This window comes from Acidisoma sp. L85 (genome assembly GCF_009765865.1).
In the GTDB taxonomy this organism is placed as follows: domain Bacteria; phylum Pseudomonadota; class Alphaproteobacteria; order Acetobacterales; family Acetobacteraceae; genus Acidisoma.
Map to the genome: position 1 here is coordinate 1 of NZ_LMUQ01000053.1, position 25,014 is coordinate 25,014.

16 protein-coding genes and 2 pseudogenes are annotated in these 25,014 nt (G+C 56.0%); 7 read left to right on the forward strand and 11 right to left on the reverse strand.

The annotated features are described in order from the left end of the window. Positions 1 to 379 precede the first annotated feature (379 nt). Entirely contained in the window at positions 380 to 1,450 is a 1,071-nt protein-coding gene (locus tag GSQ83_RS17810) for a DUF4331 family protein (protein ID WP_158804246.1), read from the forward strand. A gap of 317 nt (positions 1,451 to 1,767) precedes the next feature. Here the strand turns inward: GSQ83_RS17810 and msrA are convergent, their stop codons facing one another. The 3 genes and pseudogenes from msrA to GSQ83_RS17825 all read right to left on the reverse strand — a co-directional run bounded on the left by msrA (position 1,768) and on the right by GSQ83_RS17825 (position 3,676). Next, positions 1,768 to 2,232, reverse strand: a complete 465-nt coding sequence (gene msrA / locus GSQ83_RS17815; protein WP_254065766.1) for a peptide-methionine (S)-S-oxide reductase MsrA — start codon at positions 2,230 to 2,232, stop codon at positions 1,768 to 1,770. A gap of 61 nt (positions 2,233 to 2,293) precedes the next feature. Then, positions 2,294 to 2,737: pseudogene (gene msrB, locus GSQ83_RS17820) on the reverse strand (peptide-methionine (R)-S-oxide reductase MsrB). A 153-nt stretch (positions 2,738 to 2,890) separates the two neighbouring features. After that, complete coding sequence (locus GSQ83_RS17825) at positions 2,891 to 3,676, reverse strand: hypothetical protein (RefSeq protein ID WP_371418035.1); 786 nt, start codon at positions 3,674 to 3,676, stop codon at positions 2,891 to 2,893. Positions 3,677 to 3,723: 47 nt separating this feature from the next. On the opposite strand from GSQ83_RS17825, the gene GSQ83_RS17830 reads away from it, so the two are divergent. Then, positions 3,724 to 4,239 carry an IS6 family transposase gene (locus GSQ83_RS17830; RefSeq protein WP_256367242.1) on the forward strand — a complete coding sequence of 172 codons (516 nt, stop codon included), beginning with the start codon at positions 3,724 to 3,726 and terminating at the stop codon, positions 4,237 to 4,239. Between the two features lie 520 nt (positions 4,240 to 4,759). Here the strand turns inward: GSQ83_RS17830 and GSQ83_RS17835 are convergent. Beyond that, positions 4,760 to 7,678: a winged helix-turn-helix domain-containing protein gene (locus tag GSQ83_RS17835; RefSeq protein WP_158804251.1), complete on the reverse strand. Its 2,919-nt coding sequence runs from the start codon at positions 7,676 to 7,678 to the stop codon at positions 4,760 to 4,762. Positions 7,679 to 9,344: 1,666 nt separating this feature from the next. Here GSQ83_RS17835 and GSQ83_RS17840 point away from each other — a divergent pair. Further along, positions 9,345 to 10,352 carry a LysR family transcriptional regulator gene (locus GSQ83_RS17840; RefSeq protein WP_158804252.1) on the forward strand — a complete coding sequence of 336 codons (1,008 nt, stop codon included), beginning with the start codon at positions 9,345 to 9,347 and terminating at the stop codon, positions 10,350 to 10,352. Positions 10,353 to 10,468: 116 nt separating this feature from the next. Here the strand turns inward: GSQ83_RS17840 and GSQ83_RS17845 are convergent. The 3 genes and pseudogenes from GSQ83_RS17845 to GSQ83_RS17855 form a co-directional block, all read right to left on the reverse strand. Continuing rightward, a pseudogene (locus GSQ83_RS17845) lies at positions 10,469 to 11,694 on the reverse strand (IS3 family transposase). A 254-nt stretch (positions 11,695 to 11,948) separates the two neighbouring features. Beyond that, positions 11,949 to 12,209 (reverse strand): helix-turn-helix domain-containing protein, encoded by a 261-nt coding sequence (locus GSQ83_RS31385; protein ID WP_158804253.1) that lies wholly within the window; start codon positions 12,207 to 12,209, stop codon positions 11,949 to 11,951. 286 nt (positions 12,210 to 12,495) lie between these two features. Next, positions 12,496 to 14,013, reverse strand: a complete 1,518-nt coding sequence (locus GSQ83_RS17855; RefSeq protein ID WP_158804254.1) for an AMP-binding protein — start codon at positions 14,011 to 14,013, stop codon at positions 12,496 to 12,498. 480 nt (positions 14,014 to 14,493) lie between these two features. On the opposite strand from GSQ83_RS17855, the gene GSQ83_RS17860 reads away from it, so the two are divergent. Together GSQ83_RS17860 and GSQ83_RS17865 are read left to right on the forward strand one after the other, a co-directional pair. Next, positions 14,494 to 15,849, forward strand: coding sequence for a WcbI family polysaccharide biosynthesis putative acetyltransferase (locus GSQ83_RS17860; protein WP_158804255.1), 1,356 nt, complete (start codon positions 14,494 to 14,496; stop codon positions 15,847 to 15,849). 113 nt (positions 15,850 to 15,962) lie between these two features. Then, positions 15,963 to 16,865: a WcbI family polysaccharide biosynthesis putative acetyltransferase gene (locus GSQ83_RS17865; RefSeq protein WP_158804256.1), complete on the forward strand. Its 903-nt coding sequence runs from the start codon at positions 15,963 to 15,965 to the stop codon at positions 16,863 to 16,865. Positions 16,866 to 16,902: 37 nt separating this feature from the next. Here the strand turns inward: GSQ83_RS17865 and GSQ83_RS17870 are convergent, their stop codons facing one another. The 4 genes from GSQ83_RS17870 to GSQ83_RS17885 all read right to left on the reverse strand — a co-directional run bounded on the left by GSQ83_RS17870 (position 16,903) and on the right by GSQ83_RS17885 (position 21,228). Then, positions 16,903 to 17,877, reverse strand: a complete 975-nt coding sequence (locus GSQ83_RS17870) for a stealth conserved region 3 domain-containing protein (protein WP_158804257.1) — start codon at positions 17,875 to 17,877, stop codon at positions 16,903 to 16,905. A gap of 685 nt (positions 17,878 to 18,562) precedes the next feature. Then, positions 18,563 to 18,910, reverse strand: coding sequence for a hypothetical protein (locus GSQ83_RS17875; RefSeq protein ID WP_158804258.1), 348 nt, complete (start codon positions 18,908 to 18,910; stop codon positions 18,563 to 18,565). A gap of 22 nt (positions 18,911 to 18,932) precedes the next feature. After that, a complete protein-coding gene (locus tag GSQ83_RS17880) occupies positions 18,933 to 20,210 on the reverse strand; it encodes a glycosyltransferase (protein WP_158804259.1) in 1,278 nt (425 codons plus the stop codon). Between the two features lie 151 nt (positions 20,211 to 20,361). Next, positions 20,362 to 21,228, reverse strand: coding sequence for a methyltransferase domain-containing protein (locus GSQ83_RS17885; protein WP_158804260.1), 867 nt, complete (start codon positions 21,226 to 21,228; stop codon positions 20,362 to 20,364). A 327-nt stretch (positions 21,229 to 21,555) separates the two neighbouring features. On the opposite strand from GSQ83_RS17885, the gene GSQ83_RS17890 reads away from it, so the two are divergent. Both GSQ83_RS17890 and GSQ83_RS17895 read left to right on the forward strand, forming a co-directional pair. Further along, on the forward strand, positions 21,556 to 22,077 hold the full coding sequence (locus GSQ83_RS17890) for a hypothetical protein (RefSeq protein ID WP_158804261.1): 522 nt from the start codon (positions 21,556 to 21,558) through the stop codon (positions 22,075 to 22,077). A 279-nt stretch (positions 22,078 to 22,356) separates the two neighbouring features. Beyond that, positions 22,357 to 24,990 carry a glycoside hydrolase family 99-like domain-containing protein gene (locus GSQ83_RS17895; RefSeq protein ID WP_158804262.1) on the forward strand — a complete coding sequence of 878 codons (2,634 nt, stop codon included), beginning with the start codon at positions 22,357 to 22,359 and terminating at the stop codon, positions 24,988 to 24,990. The last annotated feature ends 24 nt before the right edge of the window (positions 24,991 to 25,014 follow it).

Genomic DNA, 25,014 nt, shown 5'->3' on the forward strand with positions numbered 1-25,014 from the left:
CCACCCGCTACGACCGCTGCGCACACACCTTCTTCTCCGCCATCTGCATCGCAGCCAGTGTCACCTTCTATCTCAAAGAATGAGTCCTGACCCTAGATCTTAAAGGCAAGTTCTGGAATGGCATATTTGCACTCAACACGAACTTCAGCATGATAGGGTATCTGACGATCGCAGTCTTCGTCGCGAGCTGGGTTTTGGCTGTGGTAATATATCGAATTCGTGGGTATGATCGGATCGGGGGCCGGATAAACTTATGACTTCCGACCGGTTCAAGGTCCTCGCTGCCCACGCGGGACCCAAAACTACCCATTATTGCAGTGTGCGGGGCTAGGTTCGACTTGCCTTCGCACCCGCGCAACGATCAAATTGAGGTTTCGTGATGTCGCACCATTTCGACACACCAAGCGCGCTTGAAGATCCGCGCATAAATGTTTGTGATATGTATCTGTTCTCTGGCCAGCCCGGCACCACGGTGATGGCTATGACGGTAAACCCTGACGCCGGGCTCTCGGCGCCGAGCAGCTTCCGCGAAGAGGGGCTGTATGCCTTTCGGATCGATCTCAATGATGATGGAAGAGAGGAGGTTGTGTTTAAGGTTCGATTCGGCGCTCTTCATCATCCGAATGGAGACGAACATCGGCACGAACAGTCCTTCGAAGTTCGGCGTGCGACCGGATTGGGACCTCTAATGGGATTAGAGGGTGAACTTATTGCCACGGGTAGCACGGGTGTTGTAGTCGAGGGCGCTGGCGGCGTCCGCTTCCTCGCTGGCTTGGCCCCTGACCTATTTGCCGGCGATGCCGTTGCGCTTGGGAGCTTTCGTAAGGCCTTGTACAGTGACCACAGATACGATCGCTCTGTATTCCTTAACGCCAGAAACTTCTTTGCTAGACGAAACGTGACAGCAATCGTGCTCGAGGTCCCAAATTCTCTCATCGGCGAGGGCCGTATTGCTGCCTGGGCAACGGCTTCGCTTTACGGCCACGCACCTGAAGTCCAGGTGTCGCGATGGGGCCTGCCGCTGATCACGAATTTTTACATGCCAGACGCCGAGATGAAGGAACGGTTCAACCGGGCCATGCCAACCGACGATCAGACAACGTTCATTGCGCGGATTGCTGAAGTAACGGAAGAGATTCTTTCGCTGGGGGGCGCGTCCGAACAGTCGGCCGTCTACGTGAAGCAGCTGATCGCGCGCCTGTTCCCGACGATGTTGCCCTACGAGATAGGCACACTCGCACGTTTTGACGTAACCACCTTTAATGGAAGAGCGCTGACTGACGACGCGATGGATGTTATTCTGTCCCTTGCAACGAATAGCCATCTTACAGATGGCGTAGCGCCTGACCCAACGCGAACAAGGGCGCACTTCCCGTATTTCGGGGAACCTTATTCTTCATTTGAGCAAGCTGAATTGGCTCCTGCGCGACCTAAACGGACGCTTACCTAAACGCGCCGTTCGCGCGCCGTGGCGTCCTAAGGCTAGTCCCTCCAGTTTGCCCTTTCTGGGATCGCAAATCGATGTAATCTTTCCACGTGGTTTGTCAACAAGCGCCAACAGGCTCGGGGACCCGCGTGAGTGGCACCCCGAGCACCAGTGCTGAGGGAAAAGCAGCATTCGATTCCGCCTGCCGAGCTCGTCGAGTGTGACGGGGGGCGCAGAATGCCTGAGCATCGATCGAATATGGAACAAGGAGTTTAGGTGCCCTTCGCCCGATGATGCCATGGGTCATAATCCTACCCCGGGTTGCGGTGTTGTCGATGGCGTCACGCCGCCGCGTGTCGGTGGGCAAGCTTCCACCCCGGCCGGACGAAGTGGCATGAATAGCCGTGCGGGATCCGCTCCAGATAATCTTGGTGCTCCGGCTCGGCCTCCCAGAAGTCGCCCGCTTCGGTGACCTCGGTCACGACCTTCCCCGGCCAGAGACCTGACGCATCGACATCAGCGATCGTTTCCTCGGCAATCCGCTTCTGGTCGCAGTTCGCGTAGAAGATAGCTGAGCGGTAGCTTACGCCGCGGTCGTTACCCTGACGGTTCAGGGTCGACGGATCGTGGATTTGGAAATATAACTCAAGGAGTTCCCGAAAGCTCACCTTTTCTGGAAGGAAGGTGATCTCAATCGCTTCGGCGTGCGTGCCGTGGTTTCGATATGTTGCGTTCCTGACGTCGCCACCCGTATAACCGACTCGGGTCGAGACGACGCCAGGCAATCGCCGAATGAGTTGCTGCATTCCCCAGAAGCAGCCACCGGCGAGAATGGCGCATTCAAACGTTGCAGTCATGCTGGGCGTCCTATGCCGAGAAAAGTTTCTTAAAGTCCTCATACCCTTCATGCTCCAACCGATCGCGGTGCACAAAGCGAAGGGAGGCGGAGTTCATGCAGTACCTCAGCCCTCCCTGATCTCTTGGGCCATCCGGGAAGATGTGGCCGAGGTGACTGTTTCCATGCTTAGAACGGACCTCGGTACGGGTCATGCCATGGGTGCTGTCAACCTTTTCGACGATGTTTGCCCCATCGATGGGCCTGGTGAAGCTCGGTCAGCCTGTGCCGCTGTCAAATTTGTCGAGGGAAGCAAAAAGAGGTTCGCCGGAGACGACGTCGACGTAAAGACCAGGCTCTTTGTTGTCCCAGTACTCATTGGCGAAAGCCCGTTCGGTTCCATCCGTCTGTGTTACGCGGAACTGTTCAGGGGTCAGCCGAGACAGGGCTTCCGGACTCCTGTGGTAAGTTTTCATATGCGAATCCTAATAGGCGTTGGAGGAAGGGAGGCTGTGCGCTTTCGTCCAATAAAAGACGGCTATGCAGCCCAGGCAACTGAACCAAATGCGGCATCTCCATTTATGCGCCCCCACGCAAAAGTAGGAAAGGCGGCGGGGCAGGGGACGCTGTCAATACAGTTCCTTGAGTACGTCGGCCGAATACCGTTTGAGTTTTGAGAACTGACCACGACGGACTTTGATGGGCCATTCTGGGTCTACGAGCATACCGCGGCCAATGGCGAACAGATCAAAGTCGTCGCGCTCCATGGCTTGCAGTAGGTCATCGAGGCCGCGAACCTCTCCAACATCGCCAAGTAGCAAAGACTCAACGTGGTCGCTGGTTATGCCGACAGAGCCGACGGAGATAGCAGGTTTTCCCGACAGGCGTTTTGCCCAAGCCGCGAGGTTGTGTTCGCTTCCAAACTCAGTCTCCCAAAAGCGACGCTGAGAGCAATGAAAAGCATCGACTCCGGCATCGACTAGCGGACGCAGAAAGCTCTCCATCTCCTCGGGGCCTTCAAACAGTTTCGCGCTGAAGTCCTGTTGCTTCCACTGCGAAAGGCGCAACGATATCGGAAAGTCGGGTCCAATCCTGCCACGGATTTCTCTGACGGTCTCGGCCGCAAAGCGAACGCGATTTTCCATAGGGCCACCGTAGTCATCGGTGCGGCGGTTCGTCGCTTTCCAAAAACACTGATCGAACGGTTTTGTCAGAAGTCGCGCCAGAAGGATGGTTTGCGGGGAGTGGCTGACGCCGTAACATCGTAGGCGAGGGACTGGGAAGCCGGGGCTGGCGGGATGAACTGCGTGTACTGTGGCTCGAAGGCGGTGACGGAGCGGCGGGAGATCACAGCGCGAGGCTACCGGCGGTTCCGCTGCCGGGACTGCGGGCGGCAGTTCAACGAGCGCAGCAATGGCGTCCTGAACCGGACCTGCCTGCCAAGCGACATCATCGCTTCGTCGTGTTCTGCCGGTTGCGCTATCGGCTGACCCTGCGGGATCTGAGTGAGATCATGGTGCTACGCGGGATCGAAGTCAGCCATGAGGCTATCCGCGACTGGGAGGCAAAGCTGCTGCCGGTCATGGGCGACGCGCTGCGCAAACGGCGTCACGGAACCCGGCGCGGAGCCGGGATCAGCTGGTATATCGACGAGACGCACCTGAAAGTTCGCGGCCGGTGGTGCTACCTCTACCGGGTGATCGACCGGGACGGAAACCTGATCGACGGGATGCTGACCGAGCATCGTGATATGCAGGCGGCCAAGGCCTTCTTCCGCTCGGCGCGGGCGACCATGGGCTTTCGACCGGACCGGGTCACGACAGACGGTCACGGCTCCTACCCCAGAGCGATCCGCACCGTGCTGGGCAAGACCGTGCGGCACCGGACCAGTGCCTACCTGAACATTATCGATATGATGCAGTCTGGTGGCGTGATCAGGCTCTTCCTGAAACAAGGTGATCGTCCACAACGGTTTTAAACCGCTGCGACCCGGCAACCGCAATCGCTATCACTGCGTGACACGAGTTTTCACTCACTTGGCCCTGCCGATCATGCCAATGTGGCCTGATCACGCGCCGCCTCTTTGCGAGGTTTGATCATGAGCCACCGCGAAGAAGGCGGCCGGACAATGTTGCGAGCCGAAAAACGAGCGTCGTGGCACTACGGCTGGGGCTGAGAGGGCTGCACATATGCCACTGGACGGATAACGGAACTCCATAGGAGCTTGGGCATTGCTCAGCCGCTCTGGTTAACGTTTCCTGCTCTTCACAAATTTCAACCATAAGAGGTTCTTCCGGAACCGGGGACCTAGCGAGCCTGCCTTCCCGCAAGCCGTAGCGAATGGGTCAAGGACGGATGTTTCCGCTCTCGACCTGATTGTGACGGCGACGAGGGCGAAGAAGATTGCGGAGTTCGCCGTGTTCTCTACAGAAGCGCTCGGCGGCATCATGGCTTTTGAAGCCTCGCATACACAGGGATTGGGCTCAGTCGGTCAATCTTCAGGGCGTGTATTTCTTGACTGGGCCGCCTGCGGGCGGCAGTGTTTCGAGCAGAGCCCCCGCAGCGCGCAGGTCCGCGGTGCCGAAGCCCTCTGTGAACCGCTCGTAGACGTGGGCTAGACATTGTCGCGCGTCGGCCGGTCGGTTCTGCTTTATTCTCAAGCTTGCGAGACTCGTTGCGGTTCGCAGTTCCCAGGACAAGGCGTTTTGCTGCCTAGCCAGCTCGAGCGCCCCTTCAAAGCATTCCTCGGCCGCTACAACCGAGCCGTCTCCGGTCTGAAGGAGCAACAGTTCGCCCTTTGCCCGCATAAGCTCGGCAAGATACCAGCGCTGGCCACCCAGGTCCGCTCTTGCGAGCGCCTCGTCTATCGTTACAAGCGCGGCGCTAAGCTGTCCTAGTCCGGCATAGCCTTCCGCCAACGCACCCAGGGATTCCGGGAAGAACATCGTCCAGCCGGTTTGTTCACATAGATCGAAAGCTGCGCGCAGCAGGCGTGAACCCTTGTCGAACTCGCGGCGTTTGATCAGCAGCTTGCCCTCCATGTAGTGCGATACGACTTTCCAAAAAGCCGCATTTACGTTGGTGGCGAATTCGTTCAGGCGCGCAACCTTCTGCTCTGCGGCGGGCAGGTCGTCCGTCATCAGCGCAACTGGAAAAGCAGCGATGTGTGTGACCCAGCAGATCGAGAGTTTGTGACCGTTAGCTTCCGCTTCTTCGTAGCTCACAGCTGCTTGGTCAATCGCCTGATCAACAAATCCCTGTAGCCAGAGCACTCGTGCTCTCATCGCTCGGGCCATTATCCGGTGGTCGTACAGGGACAAGAACGTGCGTTCATGTTGCTTCGGCGCTGCATGGTGTTCGATAACGCGTTCCAAGTGCCGCTGCGCTTCGCGTAGATTACCTGTATCGTGCAGCGCAATGCCCAAAAGTCGCTCGCCCAAGACGACGGCAGTCGGGTCGCCGCTGCGATACGCGACACTGGCGAAATGTTCCGCTGCATGGAGCGCCTTGAGACTATCACCATTGATCGAGTCCGTGAGACATTGGCCCCAAAGGGACCCCAACTGAGCCCCAGTGTCCTGCAAGTTCGTGGCAATTTCGAGCGCCCTGGCAAACGCCGTTCTGTGTCGTTTGATAGCTCTCATCGTGATCAAAGAAGCTATCCCGAACGCGAGAAGGAGCTGTAACAACATCGGGGCCATCAGGCTCGCTTCCAGATGGGGGCTTTCCAAACTGCGTTCGGCGTATTTGCCGAACTCGACCAGTAAATCAAGATACAGCCAGAACGAGGCATATGCCGCGGTAAGAACAATGCCGATCTCCGGTTTTCCGGCTGGTGAAAAGGACCAATCAAGCGCCGCCCGGATATTGTCGATCTCTAGGGAAAGGCGCGCCATACCTTCGGTAGCAGCCCGCCCCGACGCTCCTGCATCAAGTCTACCGAAGATCGGGGGCAACGAACTGGGCGAACTGGGCGCGACCAGATCTCGAAAGTATTCGGCGTGGCGCTGCGCCACCTGTTGGGTTTCACCGCCTTCAGTGAGTTTTGCAAGTGCATAAACTCGAGTGGTCTCGAGCATCCGCCACCGGCCGGCGTCCGCCGATCCGTCCTGTGTCACTAGCGACTTGGCAACGAGGTTTGCAACGCCGTCTAAGACGGCATACGAGTCACCGTCGGGGTCGCTCATGACAGCTGTCGCCGCATCAAGTGTGAACCCGGCGGGGAAGATAGCCAGGCGACGCAGAAGGCGTTTTTCCATCATAGGCAGAAGTTCGTAGCTCCAGTCGAGCGTTGCACGGAGCGTCTGGTGACGAGGCAGTGCCGTTCGGCCGCCGTTTGTCAGCAGGCCGAAACGATCGTTAAGATGCGTCTCTACCTCTCGCAGCCCGAGCGTGGCAGTGCGCGCGGCCGCAAACTCTATCGCGAGCGGAATCCCGTCGAGGCGCCGACAGATTGCTGCGACCACGGGCAGGTTCGGCGCATCCGCCGAAAAAGTGGAGTCCAGCGCCATCGCTCTACTAATGAAGAACTGAACTGCACTATGTTTGAGGATGTCGTCAGGCCGGTCTTGATTCTGAGGTGGCACGTCGAGCGGTGGAATTCGATAGACGCACTCGCCGGGAATCCCCAGCACCTCTCGGCTGGTTGCTAGAATTGTCACGTGCGAACATAAACGCACAATTGTGTCCACTAGAACTGCTGCCGCATCGACTAAATGCTCGCAATTGTCCAGAACGAGAAGGAGTCTCTTATCCCCGATGGCTCGAGCTACGGACTCAGAAGAGATCGCGTCGCCGCCTAGCTTCAGGCCAAGGGCGGCGGCGGCGACGGACGGCACTAGGCCCGCGTCTGACAGGGAACCCAGCTCGACGAGCCGGGCATCGCCCCCGAAACTGGGAAACAGGTCGCGGGCAACCTGTAGCGCGAGCACTGTCTTGCCTATACCACCGGGCCCGGTCAGGGTGACAGCCCGAAAAGCGGTCAGCCGATCCCGCAGACGGTGTATGGCGGCGGCTCGGCCGATAAGGTCGGACAATGCCGCTGGAAAATTGGTCGCGAACGGCGGCGTCGGCACCTGCATCGCCTCGCGAAGAATCGGTCTTGGCTCGGGAGCCTCCAGAAGTGGTGTCCAGTCACCGAGTAGTTGGTAGCCACGACCAGGCGATGTCTTCAGCATGATGCGATCGGCGCCAAGCGCCTTGCGAATTGCCCATATATGGACTTGAAGTGTGCTCTCCTCGACGACCGCCCCAGCCCACACGCGCGCCATTATCTGGTCTTTGGTGACGAGCTCGCCGGCAGACTGAAGAAGTACTTCGACGATTTCGAATGCGCGACTGCCAATCGGGACAACAACTTCGCGCCAACGGAGCTCTCGTCGACCCAGGTCGATTTCCCATTCGCCAGACCGATACACTGCTCGCCCGTCCGACCCGCTTCCCATGCCCCCTCCAGCCGCAGTCTTCCCGACCAAGACGGCGGTTAAGATCTTTTAAGACATTTTAAGAGCTGGCCCAAGGGATAATGCGCTTTCGCGGGGTGAGATGGCCATTTGTACGCGTTCTTCTCAGGCATTTGCGATTTGGCGGGCGTTGCTTGCCGCAGTCGGCAAGAGACCGTCCTCACAGGCGTACTTAACGCTGCTCTGGTGCAAAATGCTCGAGCCGCCGGGCGTCTATTGGCGTGCTGAACGTTGAAGGTTCCGCCCCGCGCCTTGTCGACGACGCGTCCGACCATCATGCCTCGGGTGCGCCGCCATGTTCCGAAGTTCAAGAAGCCCTGGCGGCTGTTCGCCGGAGCGACCGGCCAGCCTGGAGGATCGACGAGATATATCAAGATCCGGGGAAAGGGTTTTGTCTCTATCGCCGGTTGACCGGACAGGCACGACGATCAACTGCTGGCTGATCGCCAGCAAAGCGATCAAAAGCCACTAATGCGCTTGCAGACAGTCACCATGGACGGCCATGTCCGCGTCTCACCGCACAGTGCGCGAGTTAAAGGCCAATCAATCCCGTTTCTTAAAGCGCGAGCAAGAGCGAGTAGATAATCTGGCGGATGTCTTCGACAAGCCTTTCGGCGATTGGTCTTCACCCTATCCCTCGCGCGCAGCGGAAGGAGCCATGGTGCCACGACGATACGCCGGTGACCAAGCCTGGCGATCCGGTGAAGCCGCGGCTGCTGGACTGTTTCTATCAGAAAGAGAAGTATGAATTGGCCTAGCCAAATTTCGCAGCAAACATTCGAGCGCTGGTCATACCAAAACGAAACGCGCTTCGCCTTCGAATCCAGCGTCGGCGAACGCGACCGAGCTCTCCAGCGTCGAGGTATCCAAATCAACATGGACCTGGCTATCTTGTCCCACGACTGGTCCCACGTGAGAGGCTGCAAGCCGCCCGACCCACCTAACACTCGCTCGGCAAATAATGCGTGGGCGGCCACCGCAGCAGTCACGAACACGAGGTCCGAAGAGTCCAACGGTCCGGCTGCGGCAAGCCCAGTAGCAGGATGCAAGGGGCCAGAAGATCTAGCCAGGAAAATTTAGATCTGCACCAAGGTTTTCAGGGCCTCTTCCGGAGATAACGTCGTTAGGAGGTGAACCAATGTTCAAGATCACGGCTCTGTTACCATCCCCTCGTACCACGGTTCAATCCAATGTGCTGCGGTGAGAATGATGCCGCCGGCACCGTTCCAGAAGAAGAGGGCTCGCGAGTGGCCGCTGTCGTTCTCACAATGAGTGCATCAGAGTTAATGTCCCAATTTGGGCTGTGGTGGCCCCATGGCCCCTCCGTGCGAGAACCTTCGGGAGGGTTGCCGTGAAGTTCTTGCCTAAATCACCCCCTCGGCGGTTGAGGTTTCGCTGGCGCTCGGGTTCCAGACGAAGTCGAACTTCGAGGCATTTTTCGAGCGATTCGCTGCGCGGCCGCGTCAGATGTGGCGGAGAACCGGTCGCGACCTGAGGACTGAGGATGGTCGGCGACGTGCGCCAAAAGAATATTGCGGAGCCGCGAATGGAATTCGCTCCGTACCCTAAAGGGTCCTTAATCGCTTTGACTTGCCAATCTTGCCCCTGACCGAGGACGCCTATGGAACTTCAACAGATTCGCTATTTTCTAGCTCTAAAGCGGACACTCAATTTCTCCGAAGCCGCGAAGCAATGCAATGTGACTCAGCCAGCTCTCACGAGGGCCGTGCAAAGGCTCGAGCAAGATCTCGGTGGCGAGCTGATCCACCGAGAGGGTCGTCTGACCCATCTGAGCGATCTAGGGAAAGCAGTGTTGCCGATGTTAGAGCGGACTCTCGCCGCAGCCGACTCGGTTACCTCCCAGGCTAAGGATTTCTGGTCTCGGACGAGCGGGAAGCTCCGCATCGGCTTGATCCCGTCGGTCTCTGCTTTTCTGATGACCGAGCCTTTGTCGGAACTGTCACTCCGCGCACCGGGTTTGCAAATCGATCTCATCGAAGATAAGAACGAGAACCTGATCCAAGCTCTGCTAGACGGCGATATCCACGCGGCACTAGGAGATGGGACGGAAGAGTTACCTATGCGCATTGATCATTGGCAACTGTTCGAGGAGCGCTATGTCGTCGTGACTTCGGCCGGTCACCAGTTCGCGAGCCTTACTGAAATCCCGATCGACTTGCTACAGGAGGCAACATGGCTTCAGCGGGACATAGGTGAGGCCACTAACGGTTTCGAAAGTATGTTTCCTGGCGCACCGGGAAAATGGCGCGTTAGCCATCGGGCGCAACAAGAAGCCTATCTTCAGCATATGGCAGCAATCGGAGCGGGTGCTCTGCTCGCTCCTGAACATGCACCGCTTCTGCCGACACTCGTCTCACGCCCAATCAAGAACGATCCGCTCCGTCGAAGAGTGGAACTGTTGACGGTCGCGGGAAGGCGCTATTCCCCGATCTTAGAACTCTTCGTCAAGATCTCGCGTTGCCACAATTGGCAACGTACGCTTGCGAAAGCCTGCCGCGATCCTGCCGCGACTAAATCTTCCTGGCTTCAGACCGACCTCGAGGGCTTCCCCTTGGTTCCGTCGTCGGCTTTGCTTAGTACTGGAGTTGCGGATTTCAACGGGTCCTAATCTCCATTCCAAATGTCTTACGGAACGATCCCCGAAGCGTCCTGGTTGGGAGCATCTTCCCGATACAGTGATTACGACTGCTTGGGTCGGCCGCAACCGCAGTGGAGTTGCCCCCGTTAAACCGGACACGAGGCAGGTTGCGATTGGCTGCGGATGAACTCACGAGGTGAGCGCATGCGCAAGCCGCTATGTGGATGATGTTCGTTGTAATCGTTGATCCAGGTCGGCAGCTGTTGCAAAACAGTCAAAGCATCCGGACGAGGTTGGATGCGGGCGTAGTCGCGCTTGAGGGTCTTCACGAAGGCCTCGCTGCCCCGTTGCTTTCCGGGCTGCGAACCGGTGTGAAGCATGGCACCAGGGCCAGCGCAGCGGCGAATTCTAGCGTCTCACGGGCGACATAGGGGGAGCCGTTATCGCCAACCATTGAACGGGGTGCGGTGCCCGCAGGGCGTTGAATCGCCGTTCGACACAGGCCAGCATGAGGTCGCGCACCATCTCGCCGCTGACGCCGCCGGTGCTGGCCTGCCAGGCGATGATTTCTCGGTCGCAGGTGTCGATGGCGAACACGAGGCGGACGATTTCGCCATTCCAGCAACTGATTTCCAAGCCGTCGGACGACCAGCGCTGATTGGACGCCAGGGCAATGACGCGGCCCTCATGGGCCCGGATTGGTCGATGACCGACATGCGGTTGGAGCAGCAGCTGGCCCTGCGCCATGAGGCGGAAGACACGTTTGTGGTTGATGGGCTCGGCGCCGGATGCTTGACGTGCCCGGTTCAGGAGCGCTGTGATCCGCCGGTAGCCGTAAGTTGGGCGTGCATCCGTCAGCTGGCGGATGGCAGCCAACAGTTCGTCGTCGCCTCGCCGTTGATAGCGGCCGCGGGGTTTGGGGCTGTCAGAAAGCTGCCTGACGAGATTAGACCGGGCGACGCCGAGCGTGTCGGCCACAACCTTCACCGGGAAGTGCCGCGTGGCGGCGACGGCAACTGCCAGACAGGCTTTTTTCCCGAGCGGCGGCGAGCGCTTCCTTGAGGATCTCGACTTCCATGGTTTTACGGCCGAGCAGGCGTTCCAGCTCACGGACGCGTAGTTCGAGATCGCGAGCTTTACTGGCTGCAACGACATCTTCATCGGCTTTGACGGCGACCTGACCGCCCTGGGACATGAGTTGCCTCCACTTGAACAGCAGGCTTGGCGAGACGCCGTGCAGGCGGGCGACGGCTGATACCGTCATCCCAGGCTGCATGGTGGCATCGACCAAGGTGAGCTTCTCATTGGCAGTATAACGGCGGCGGCGCTCGTGTCCGGTGATGATTTCAACGCGTGTGGTGTCATTGGGCATAGGCGCATGCCTAGGCGTAAGCCTAGGTCCTCATGGTTGCGCCAGGTGTCCGGTCGAAATGGGGGCCGCTCCAGCGAGCACGGTGCCCAGGTAGGCGCCGATAGTCGTAGCGACGAAGACGCCAAGAGATTTCACGCTGAGGCCCTAGAAAATGGCAATGGACCATCAAGGTCGTGCGGGAAATGTCAGAAGCATCTCACGAGTTGGGCAGATGGATTACAAAGGCGCCATGCTGACTGTGGGGCGCCGAGAGCCTATGCCGCTACTTCGGCGTCCCGTAGCCGCATGATGGTCTGCCGGCTGGTGCCGTAGTGCCTGGCCAACTCTGAGACACTGTCACCGGCCCTCAGGGCAGCCAGCACGGCCTGCTGCTCTTCGTTCTCTAATGTGACGAAGCGCAACGTCAACCGACTGTGACGCCCGCTGAGTTGGCTGCGCCCCAGTTGTTGATGGGCCGGCGGAGCCACCAGCCGCCGGGGCGCGGTTCCCGTGGTGCAGTCATAATCCCCTGTCATCGCGAGGCGGAAATTAGGCCGCTAATTCGCGCCTTCGGCGCTCGGGACTGTGTCGATAGCAATGCCCGGACGCCGAACCTCACTCGCCCAGGTGCAAAGTTGATGAGCATTAAGTGCGCGGCGGTGGCATGCTAAGCCGAGGCCCGCGGAAGCGAGATCCGTCACAGAATGTAACCCTCTGGCTCGGCTACGAATTGCCTGTAACCGCACTCAACTTCGTTCGCTGACATATCGTCCTTTATGAGCGCTCGTCCTCCCATTCCTAGACGAGACGATTATGACGACCTCAGCCTGGCGACCTCCTTCGAGTGACATTCCGATTCTCTTCTCCAAGAAGATCTTCTATCAGAGCAGCGGAGAGCTTGGCGTCGAGCTTGTCATTAGCGTTTCTCGGCAGTCGCTCAATGGTTCGAAATATCTCAGGAATGCAGTAACTCTCGATCTTGCCGGCCAAAGCTTTTCTCAATTGTATCTCGTCGAACTCGGCGCTTCTTGGGCACTCAATGAGGGCCACAAGGGTCTCGTGCCTCTTTACGACACAGGCGGTAGGCCAGCCGCACTCCCGTATCGCTGCGGAAACTGCAGCGAGCTCGATGCGGTACCCGCGGAATTTGACTTGGAAGTCAAGCCGCTCTCGGAAATAAAGCTTACCTTCTATTCGCTCCGCCCAATCGCCACTAAAATACGCTCGCTCAACGCACCCATCTATTTCCACGTCCCGAAAGGCTAATTTCGTCTGTTCGCTATTGTTCCAATAGCCATTTGCGAGCTGGGGGCCGGTGATGACGATCTCGCCCTCGTCGACGGTCGGGCCCCCCAGCAGATGCAACATCATGCCTGGAATCTGCTCTCCAATGGACACATTGCTTCGGCAATTTAGCGCTAGGTTTTCTGGAGTTAGCCGCACCTCAGTCATCGAAACCGTAGTCTCAGTTGGTCCATATGTGTTTCTCACGTCAGCATAAGGGCACGCGGCGAAGATAGCTCTAACCTGATGGGCCAGTAGCGGCTCCCCGCAGAACAAGAACAAGCGGATCGACGACAGAAAGGCCGCGATGGCCTCGCCAGAAGTAATCATTAGACTCACGACGCTGGGCACCGAGATCCAAATCGTCAGCTTGAGCTGGGCAATTCTACGCGCCGGAACGAGGCGATCACTTTTTGTCTCAAAGGAGCAAAGGGTAGCGCCAGAGCATAGGGCCCCATAAATCTCAAGTACGGCTAAGTCAAACCCGATATTTGCATACTGGGAAACGCGATCCTCTGAATTCAGGCACAGAGTGGAAACGCTCCAAGCGATATAGTGATTCAAGGCCGAACGCGAAATTTCAACACCCTTAGGCGTTCCTGTGGACCCTGATGTGAAGATCACATAAGCTGTAGTTCCACATCTTCCCCTGCCATGAAGAGGTGGCATGCTCAAGACCAAAGCCGGATCAATGTGATATCCGTGCGGTCGCAGGTGAGTCAAACTCGTGCGACACGCTTGATCCGCGACAATCAAGTCCGGGTCGAACAGTTCGGCGATATGTAGCAGTTTCTCCGCTGGCGCCGAGACGTTAAATGGGGCGTAGGTGATACCGGCCAGCAGTGCTCCCAGCATGGCAGCATAAGCTTCCCCACACTGAGGTAAGGCGATCATCACTCGCTGGATGCGAGTTCGAATGAATAGCCCGGCGAACTGCCTGACGGCATATTCGAGTTCGCGATATGTCCAGTCACGCCGGGCGTCAGAAACGGCGGTTGCGGCTGGACGTGTCTGAGCGGACAGCAGAAAGCTGTCAACGACATCATGAACATTCATGTCCGAGAACCCTGAGCAATTAGCCGATGCTACGACGGAATGATAGCGTAAGGCGCAGGACGATGCAACTCATTTGCTCGTCTGTAGAATCGTCAGTCAGCGCGAATGCACGCTCCGGTTGCTTCTCGATAAAATACCTCCCTTGGCTACGTCTAGACATGCTCGGACGCCATTTACTTGCAGCTATCAGTTGAGAACGTGGCGGCTCCATCACTTGATCGAACGGGGAAAGGTTGGCCAAATGTTTTCGAGCGCCTGAGAACTTTTGACAGCCGGGTCGGTGTAGCCAAGCCGGCACCGGTCCAACTACGGCGTCCGGGTTCAGGATGGCGTTGGCCGGCTCCGCACGGAACCTAGGAGAGGCCCATCAACACAGGTGCTTCTTCAGCGAAAGCGACGGCATACTGGGTTTGCCGTTGTCGGCTATGATCAAAAGGCATAGGATTCACACGGGCTGTCCTCTCCATTTGGAAGATCGCGGTGCTTCCCATCGATTTTCTCCCTGGCGGAAATGCTAAGCGGTTCCTGCAAGATGGTTGGTCTTTTCAGGAACCCATTGGCATATGGGCCGTCGGATCAGAAAGCGCGGTTCTGTTGCCCCCTGTCATTGCGTCCGCACCTCGCCGTCTCTCGGTACAGCTCTTTCCACTCATCGCACCTCCTGAGCTCATGCAACAACGTGTTGAGCTGATCCTGAATGGAGTGCTCATCTACCAAACCGCACTGACCGCTGAGGAGAGGAATCTCACATGCGCAATTCCCGATGAACTACTTCAACCTGACGCAACTAACAGACTTGTCATTGTGCATCCTGATGCCGCGGCGCCGCGCGACTTAAACCCTCTCAAGACCGATCCCCGCAGACTGGCAGTTTGTCTTAGGCGCATTGAATTCGAGACGCCGGCCAAGCCAGGCACCCAGGTTGAAGTTGCCAGTGATCAGAGAAACCCGCGCGGCCCGATCGCTGTGGCGCCCCGAAACGAGCGCCGCCTCGTACTATGCAGACGGGACACGCTCTCCAGCGAAATCGCGCAGATACTTCGCTTTTTTCCTCCCTTTGAAGATGCCTTCGACTTACGCTTGATCACCGGTACAACACCATGGTCGATAGTGCTGCAAAGCCTTTCCCCTCAAGATAGCGGACGACTTGCAGCAGTCTGGGATCAGATAGTACCCGAGGCCGTAAATCAAGAGCCCTACCTGCGTGGAATCCTACCGCAATCTGCAACCTATATTAGATTCCCTCGGCTCTTTATCAATTGCCTTTGGCCACTTCGTGGCCACGACCCGAGACTTGCGCTCGAGCCTCAATTTCCTAAAGGACGATATCCCTACACTGATATCGCGGCTGCCGAATTGCGTAACGAACAGCTGAATGACGACGCGCTGTATGCGCGCTATATGCAACGCTCGGCTGAACTGATGCCCGACTTGGATGTAGAGTGGGACCGCGACGTGTCCGCGTGGCGGACGCTAGACGCGCGATGCGACGTGCAGCTTTGTCCTTTTATTATCTCCCATTTTCACACGACACGGCTATTCTATGGCCCCGATCTACCCTGCGCACCGTTGTTAGCCTATCTCGTTGAACAGCTTCTTGGCGGTCTACTCACGCAAATGCAGTTTAGCCCGTCCGACGTCTACAACCAGTTCTCCGACTACATTTACGGATATCAGGGTATGTTTCTCGATCAGGCTCCGGTGCATCCCTTTGTCCTCAGGAAGTTTAATGTGCCGTGGCTTTCGACAACCTATGAGTATCGGAGGGGTCACAGTAAACGTACGTTCCGTGAACATATCATAGACTATATCCACTGGGCTCCGTGGTTCGCGTGACTACAAGCTGACTGTGAAAAATGTGGCACGATTCGGGCCAGCGGGATTCGGCTTAACCAAGTGTAACACACGTCGTGTCCACTAGAACGAGCCACTCTAGGTAGGAAGAGAGTATGATGAGTGATGAAGAGGCTTTGTCGAAGAAACAAGGCAAGCCGGTGTGGCTTATTTACGCTAACTGCCAGGCCGCTGCGATCGCCGCTCTCCTACCGCGCATCGGGCGATTGTCGGATTCGGTCGATATAAAGTATGTCTTCATTCACTCCCTAGAAGAGCGTGGCAAGGGCTGGGACACGTATCCCGCGTCCTATATGGATGGAGTGACGGTTGTTTGGGAGCAAGTAAGTGAGGCCTTTCCGGCCGTGCGCGCTGAGTTTCATCGGCGACTTCCTGAGACTGCCCGTCGGATCAGGTTTCCGGCTTTTACGGCCGGGATGATCTGGCCTTTCGCCGCCCCTGACCCAAGACCGTCCAAACACCGTCCGTATCTATATGGTGATTCTGTTGCAGCGCGGCTCGGACTTAGCTTAGCGGGCCGTCGCTTGACGGACGATCAAATATTCTCTGAGTACATGGCCCTTAGCTACAAGAGGATGCCGGATCTCGATCGAAGTCTTGAGCTGGAGCTCGCAGCGTGGCAGAGGCGCGATCTCGATTCCGATATTTCCGTGTCGGCCTATCTAATTGAGAATTACCGAAAGACACAGCTATTTTACGAGCGCGGGCGCATTACACAGTATCCAGTGCGCTACCTCATAGATCGGCTGCTACAGGAAAGCCTTGACGCGAACGCCGTCAACGTCACCTCCGTTCTGGAGGACGCAGCAAGGCTACTCAAGTACCATCAGGGTTCTGACAACATCAGTCAGCCGATCCATCCGTTTGTAGCCGATAAACTGAAGTTGGAGTGGTTTGATCCAGAAGCTGTCTACAGATGGTTCATGCACGACTGGACGTTTAGAGACTGGATTGTACGATGCGTACGGCTTGCACCGTATGTCGGCGGCAATTTCTAACGTTGCGCGGAATATCACGCCACCAATATCAGTCTCTTCAAGAAACTGGGTCGCTTGTTAGAAGCCTTCGATACTGATCGTAGAACCTGTCAATTACAGGCCTTTCCTTCTCAAGTTCGTTAGCTCCTATGTGGTCGTTCAAGCAGAAAAATGCCGGCCGATCGAGGATAAGCCTGTCCAATCGTAGTTTCCAGTCTACGTGTCCGTCTCCAAGAGGAACGAACCTGTATTCGTCAGCAGTAAGGAATTTTACAGAACCGGACGCGGAACTACTGGCAGCGGTTTCTCGATCAGCTTCCTCGCTGCGCTCCTTGTAGAGGAAATAATGTGCATAAAGAAACGCAAATAACATGTTCGTCGTCGCACGAAAGCGCGACGACGAAGTGGCGAAGAGTTGTGGTCCGAAATTTAGCCAAAGTTCGAAGCATGATGACCGTCTGCATCCAAACGGCGTATGAGTTAGAAAATGCCTTTGCTCAACCTCCAGTCTTTCCGAAAGAAGTGCGTCGGTTCCGATAAGTGCTTGCGCATAAAGATCGTCTTCATCCGCACTGTCCGGCACATAGTGACGTTCCATTCTAAAAACTGGTCGCCCTTCTTGGGAGAAGAAGTCTCCTTTTGAAAGGGGTCGACCAATAAAGAAGTCGTCGTTGAACATGATAAACTGCTCTGACAGCCCATCAATAAAACAGACATTACTTTCTATAGAATTGGAGTTAAACGTTGGAAGATGGTGTCGAGAGCAATAAAACTGCTCGTGGTAAATGACCTCGACACCGGGCACGCCTAGTACGGCTTCCGGTGGCGACTGGCCATTGGTGACAATAAATATCTTGCGCACCCATGGAAGAAATTTGCGAATCGCAGGAACTGAAAAGCTGAGCTCCTCGTTGTCTCTGTATCGACTCGCCAATAGATTACTCCGCGGCCCGGCCGCCTCTTGCCATTTTGCGAGAGAGCGCGCTAGATCGTCGTCAAGCTTCACCCACAGAACGACAGCATCAATAATCATTGCCGGATCCTGTTGACTTGGGATAGACCCAGGTAGTTAGCACTTACATCTGAAATTGGCATAAGTCGTACATCATCTGTTCGCGCTAGCTCAGGGAAGTCTCAGCTGACGACTTCGACCTTAGCTCGATCTCAGCTAAATTGCGAAGAAGGACCGACAGTCGAATGATCGCTTCGTTTACGTCCAAGATCGCTGACATATCGGGTGCGGGGGCTGGCTCAGCTTCAATCAAGGTAGGGCTTTCTAGCTCCGCCAGGACCTGCCGGTGCAACTGAGTCATTCGCAAGGTCCGCATGCAACTATTATATAATTCGGGGGACCGATCCAGGAGCTCAGTGATAAGGCCCAGGTCGGCGGCGAGGGCAGTCGGGAACTCACCTTGAGATAGAATTTGCGTAACAAGCCTTGCACTATGGGAGAGCTCGGAACAGGACCCTATGATGGCGTCGGCCGCATTGAGCGGAATTTGTAAGATCTTGGCAAGCGTCTTCGCCAACAACATGAACGCAAGATCATAGGCGCTCACGTGGGACGCCAACTCACAGTCTAGACCCATGCCGCCTTGAGGTGTTTTGGTCCGGACCAAGTGCCGACTCCAACTAATTCGTCAAAACCGTAGAATGTAGATTCTACATGAGATTACCTATGGATGCCATACAGTTGCGCGTGCTTGGGCCTGGGAGGCTCAAGAGGCGTCACGCCATACCTCTTGGCGAATGCCCTGTTTAAGCCGAACAAGAGCCGGTTTGATAGTTTGAATGAATTCTCGAGGTGAACGCACGCAGACACCGCCATGCATGTGGGCTTCGTAACTAGCGCCTTCTTCCGCTGCAAGCAGGACAACTCGGAAGTGGGTGGAGAGCCAGAAGTCCGGCTTGGATGTTCGATCGTGATCTGCCTTCTCTGTCCCGATAGTCAACCTTGTGGCACTGAACGCCCTGTCGGCCCACTCGATCAGCTGTCGGAGGGCCGCCGCGCCTTCGAGGATCGAGCTCTTGGACCAGCGCGCTGCGCTGCCGATCGCGGCTTCCACCAGTATAAACGCCACTGGCCTACTAACCAGATGGTCGCCGCCGAGCTTGAGGCGTGTCGGAACCGACCACCCCTGTACGCCGCCGAGGTGGAGAAACAGGTTTATCGCCCACAATTCTATGAGACACTGTCCTCGTGGTCCCGTCACTCCCCCCTCTGCTAACTAGACTACCCCCTTTCTGGAGATCATGCGTTGTGCGGATCACGTCTAGTCGTTTAAGCATTCTCAAGCCGGTAGGCCGGTCGTTCGCGACCTTCTCGACGGTCCGCCGCCCCAAACGGCGCAGCTGACGGGCCCAGATCGGATCATCTATAGCTTTTAGCATTAGATAAAGAGCGTGGTCTAGATCCGGCTCCGCCCAATGTTGTCCTTGCCACTGCGGATACTGGCCTTCTTCTACCTTTGTAAGAGAATAACGCACGCAGAGTGAGTTCTCGTCCGACATATAGTCGCAGTTGCCAGACCATCCCGTTGCCAAAGCCAGGCGGTCGGCCATCATTGCCTCAGCCATACCTCTGCCAAATCCCTCGGATCTATGAAGGGATGCGAAGCAGTCGGTGGATTGTATGAGGCTTCGTGCCGCAAAACTCTCTAGACTCTCGGCTAGAACAATCGTTCCACCAGGAACTTCGTCAGAGAGCTCGCGAGCTAGGTTCTTAGCATCCCCATCTCCCAATCTCGCCTTTATTATCAGCTGTATGTCGTCAAATGGCCGAAGCGCCGAAAGCCTCTTAAACAGCTCTACTACTGCCCAAGGGTTTTTCCGATGCACATAAGAACCCATATCGAAAAGGTTCAATACAGTATAAGATGATTCTCTAATACCAAAGAAGCGCCTAGGAAGATAAGTCTTGAAGTCGGATTCGACCGACTGTCCTACGTGATGTGCTACTAATCCTGAAGCTTCCAGCGACTGTTGGACGAAGGATGAGATGGCCCAAATCTCGTGGAAACGAGCCAGACCATCGCGCCACACGGCCGGATAAGTCGGAAGCTCCCAAGCCGGCACGATGATATTGTAACCCTCCGAAAACGACTCGCCCTTATCTGCCAGGTGCGACAGCACCCGCTCAACCTCGTCACCATTTATATGAAAGATCCTGATGTCACTCCCGGACAACGTCAGGGTCTCTGTACCGGCGAGAAGGGCCCTCATGTCGGGATCAGTCCTAGCAGAGTAACGGAAGATGTCGTAGCCCAGGGCCGGCACGCCGACAGCCCTTAGCGCACGTAGCCCCGCACGGACCTGTTCGCCCATTCCGCTTGACGAAAAGGGATGACCAGCGACCACCACATTCATAATGTCAACGCTCCCGAAAAAGGGTACGACCGCGTTAAGCAAGAGGTTGAGAAGATGACAGCCAACGGCCGAGCTAGTCTGCGAAACTCGACGGTGGCTGGATCGAACCACAAAACCCTAGGTCCAGGCTCAATCGATCTAGAACAATCCCTTAAGCGGTAGGCTCTTCCGAAACGGCTCTCAACAAACTGGCAGTGTCAACGCTCGACTGGCCGAGCGATGGCTCTTCGCTTGACCTAACACTTCTAAGTTTTCGACAAACCAAAACGTCATTATAAACCGCATAAAGCCCAACGTACAGATTCTCCACCTGGATGAGCGACACTGAGGTTCCGGAATGGTAAGATAAGAAGTCGATTATGTCATATCCCCAGTCCATCGTAACCAGGCTTCCGTCATGGGACATGGGGTTGCCGTGATATTGCGCAGGTTGGAGATACTCGACCACGCCATTTTCGAGCCTCGCACGACGCGCGCTTGGCTCGACTCCATTTACAAGAGGTACCGTCATAATGTGCGCGCCGCCTGATTCGAGGGTGCGAGCGATCTCCGCTATAGCGAGCTCCGGCGCGAACAGATGCTCGAACACGTCTTGCGTTATCACGAGATCGAAGGACGAGTCGGTGAATGTCTGATGTTCAAGGTCTTCACTGCGGTACTTCTTTACCGGATGTATCGAGCCTTGTGGTAAGGCAGGGTCAAACTGGCTCTTAACGTATCCCGGACACTCGTCTTGAAACCGACGGCTCGCTCCGCGATAAACGGGTGAACTTTCATGAATCCTGAGGTCTTTCCAATTTGGATAGAACAGCTCGACGGCATTAAACAAGGCGCGCTCGCGCGGAAGAGAACCGCATTGTCGGCATTTAAGGCTTCCTCTAAACCAATGCTTGTACCACTTCGGCGAAATCTCGTCATCGCGCTCCGCTCGAAACTCTACGGCTGTCCGGCAGATGCAACAAACGCCGCCGACAGAGAAGATAAACTTCCCGTTTATGAAGCTTGCCTGCTCGTGCATACCATTTCCTCTTCTGCCGGCCACAGCTGAATTAGGAATACCCGTTCCACTCGATCAGGTACTACTCTAAACACTTCTTGGCACGCTGACAGCATTCGCCAAGTTACACCGGAATAAAGTTGCGACCTTGCTGGCGACCGCAACTTTCCGGCACACTGGGCCCCAGCACGCAATCCTTAGTTGCCTTCGCTACTTGGGTTCCTCTCTGGGTGGCAAGTGTGTGTCGGCTTGTTACTATGGGTTAATGGACATGGCGCTCGGCGAAAGCTAATGTCTGACTAAGTTAACTAACTCGTTGATACACCAGCGAGTCTTTGGTGAGCCGCGATGAAAAAGATGTCACTGCCGAGTTCCGAAACGCCAGTGTCGACAGGGCCAGTCGTAGCAAACGGCTTTTTTCCGATCCCCGAAGACTTTTCTGATCACGTTGGCGTGTCTCTCGACGAGTTCAGAGGGTCGCGAAAAGTGCTGGTTAGCCTCGACGTCTTGAGATCACTTATCGGGTTAGCTGCAGCCGGCATTGGCTTTGACGAAGTCACCTACAGAGAGCGTAACCAAGATCTGCGCGAGGCGCTAGCGCGTGGTGCCATTTCCGATCTTCGCACACACTTCATTACGGAGGGCTACTTCGAGAAGCGACCGGGATCACGAGCTCAGGCGTATCCGGTCGACGAGACTTGGTATTTGGAGCACTATCCTGATGTGTTGGAGGGCATAAAAGCTGGTCTAGTCGATACGCCAACTCAGCACTATCTGGTCACAGGTCGCAGAGAAGGCCGATTGCCCCGAGGTGATATCTCAGGTGCCGTACGGCACCTGATCTCGGCGTTGAAGTCGACGGAAGGATAGTTCCCAATGCGCGATCGACTACGGCCGATGTAGTGGGTCTGACTGAGGGGTGGTTGCGTTTACCCTTCATGTATTGGGATGTACGTAGTGGCCATTAAAACAAAAGGAAGGTCTCGACCAATAGATCTGCCAGGACAGACTGGTGCTTCTACTCAAGGGACTCCGAACTCGGATTTCAGCATACGCGCCCTGCTGGATCTCCCGTTTGTGGATGATCGAGTGCTTTTTCGCAATTTTGGCCTACGGCGCCATCAGCATTCTGAGCTTGGAGCCGTGTATATGCGGATGCCCGCCCGTAATAGGGCCACGCTGTCACCATACTTCGACGTTCAGTGGTACATGAGCCAAGTTCCCGGGCTCGCGGAGTCGGACGTCGACCCCTTTTGGCATTTCTGTACCCAAGGGGTCTATCGCAAGCTCTCGCCGCACCCCCTTGTCTCACTCACTCACATGCTTCGTCATCATCCCGATCTTCTCTCGCCTAATGGTGCGCTCGAGCGCCTCGTTAAAGGCTTGGAAGTAGACTGGATCCCGCCCTCACCGTATTTCGATATCAGCTATTACTTAGAAAAGCGACCTAGCGCGAGATTGGCTCCCTATGGGCCACTTCGTGACTTCGTCGAACAAGAAAGCAAGGCTGTCATTGTTCCCAACGAGTACTTTGACGCGGACTTTTATATTGAACGATATCGAGACGTACCCGGCAACATTCGCGATGCTTACCTACACTTCGTCGTCGTCGGCGATCGACAGGCGAGATTCCCTAGTCAGATATTCGATTCCGACTACTATCTAAGGAACAATCCGGATGTCGCTGAGGCCAGATTTCCCCCTCTCATGCACTTCATTGGATGGGGCCGCGCGGAAGGTAGGCGCCCCGTAGGAAGGCGCCGTTTTGATGTACCGGTAGCAGCTGCTCCTCGGAACGAGTTCGCGAGTTACGAACCAGACTTTAAATTAGGCCGCGAACGCTACCTTGAAGCGGAGGCGGTTCTCACCAAACGCAAGCAGGCCCTACTTGCTACTGTTGCTGAGCGCGACATTAGGCCCGTCATAATCTCCGATTTACAGGACGCCCTCGCGGCCCTCTCATTCGAATACCCGCAAGATCCAAAAGTATCGATCCTTATACCGTGCTACAACAATCTTAAGGTCACTTTGGAGTGCCTCCTGTCGATCGCCTATTCGAAGTCGACTTGCAGTTTCGAGATCGTAGTTGCGGACGACTGCTCTCCCGATCTGGAGGTTCAGCAGCTTCGTTCCGTATCGGGACTCGTCTATATTCGTCAACCGAAGACTCTGAACTTCCTAAGGAACTGCAACGCAGCGTTTGGGTCGCTTCGCGGGGAGTATGTCCTACTTCTCAACAACGATGCACAGATATGTGAGGGCGCTCTGGACGCGCTCGTGATGGCTCTGGACAGTAATCCCGCCGTCGCCGCCGTCGGGCCGAAGATACTCTTCCCGAACGGTCGGCTTCAAGAGGCGGGTTGCATAGTTAACAGAGACGCAAGTACGACCATGATAGGGTTGTCGGAAGACCCCGCTCAACCGTGCTACAACTACGATCGTGACGTTGACTACGTGTCGGGGGCGGCCCTTATGTTCCGTCGCTCCCTGGCGAGGGACGATCTATTTGAAGAGCGTCTCGCCCCAGCCTATTGCGAAGACATTGATCTCTGTCTCCATCTTTCATCGAAAGGATACAGGATACGGTACATCGCGAGTGCGACGATCGTCCATCATCTTAGCATGTCATTCTCGGATTATGGAAAGAAAGTTTCCATGATCCGGACGAACCAACAGACACTAATTGAGCTATGGGGAGAACGACTGGCGCGCATGAACGAGGTCCGGGCGATTGCTTTTTATCTTCCGCAGTTTCATCCAATCCCGGAGAATGATCGTTGGTGGGGAGCTGGTTTCACCGAATGGACGAACGTTACGAAGGCGCAGCCTAGCTATCAAGGCCATTACCAACCCCATCTTCCGTCGGACCTCGGATTCTACGACCTTCGGCTTGCGGATGCATTGCGTAAGCAGGCGCATCTGCTGCAGCGTTATGGGCTCGGTGGCTTCTGCATGTATTACTACAACTTTGGTGGCAAGGCCTTACTGGACACACCACTGAGAGTGATTCTAGACAATCCCGATATTGAGTTCCCGTTCTGCTTATGCTGGGCAAACGAGAATTGGAGTCGCAGATGGGACGGCGGCGTTCGCGGAATGCTAATCGAGCAGCAATACGATGACGCAACCATCGACTCTGTCGCGAGCAATGTCTCGCGAGTGGTCATCGACCCTCGGTATATCCGCGTCGATGGAAGAGCGCTGCTTTTGATCTACCGCCCGCTGCTGATTCCGAAGCTCGACAAGGTGCTAGAAAAGATAAGAACAGCTGCACGAACCACTGGAGGCGGCGAACTCCAAATCGTTCTGGTCGAGGGTATGGAGTTCGTCGAGGCGTCAGTCGACCCAATACAGCTGGGATTCGACGCGTCAGTAGAGTTCCCTCCTCAAGGGATCGGCGTGGCTATGAAGGACAAAAGGGAAATCTACAAAAGTGACTGGAATGGCACGCGTTATGATTATCTAGAGACCATGGCTAAGGCGATCCTGACGCGACGGGCGAGCTGGCCAAGCTATACCTCCGTATTTCCGTCCTGGGATAACACTGCGCGCCAACCGCTTTTGGGTACTTCCTTTGATCTTTGTTCGCCGGAGGCATTTCAATTTTACTGCGAAAAGAAGATTGAGCAGTGTAAAGAACGCTTTACTGGTGATAACCGTCTAATGTTTATTAACGCCTGGAATGAGTGGGCGGAGGGCGCCCACCTTGAACCGGATCGAGTCTTCGGACATAGTTGGTTGGAGGCGCTGCACAATGCATTGCTTTCTAGCGGTTCTCTGTAACTTGAGTCGCGCAACTTCGCAATG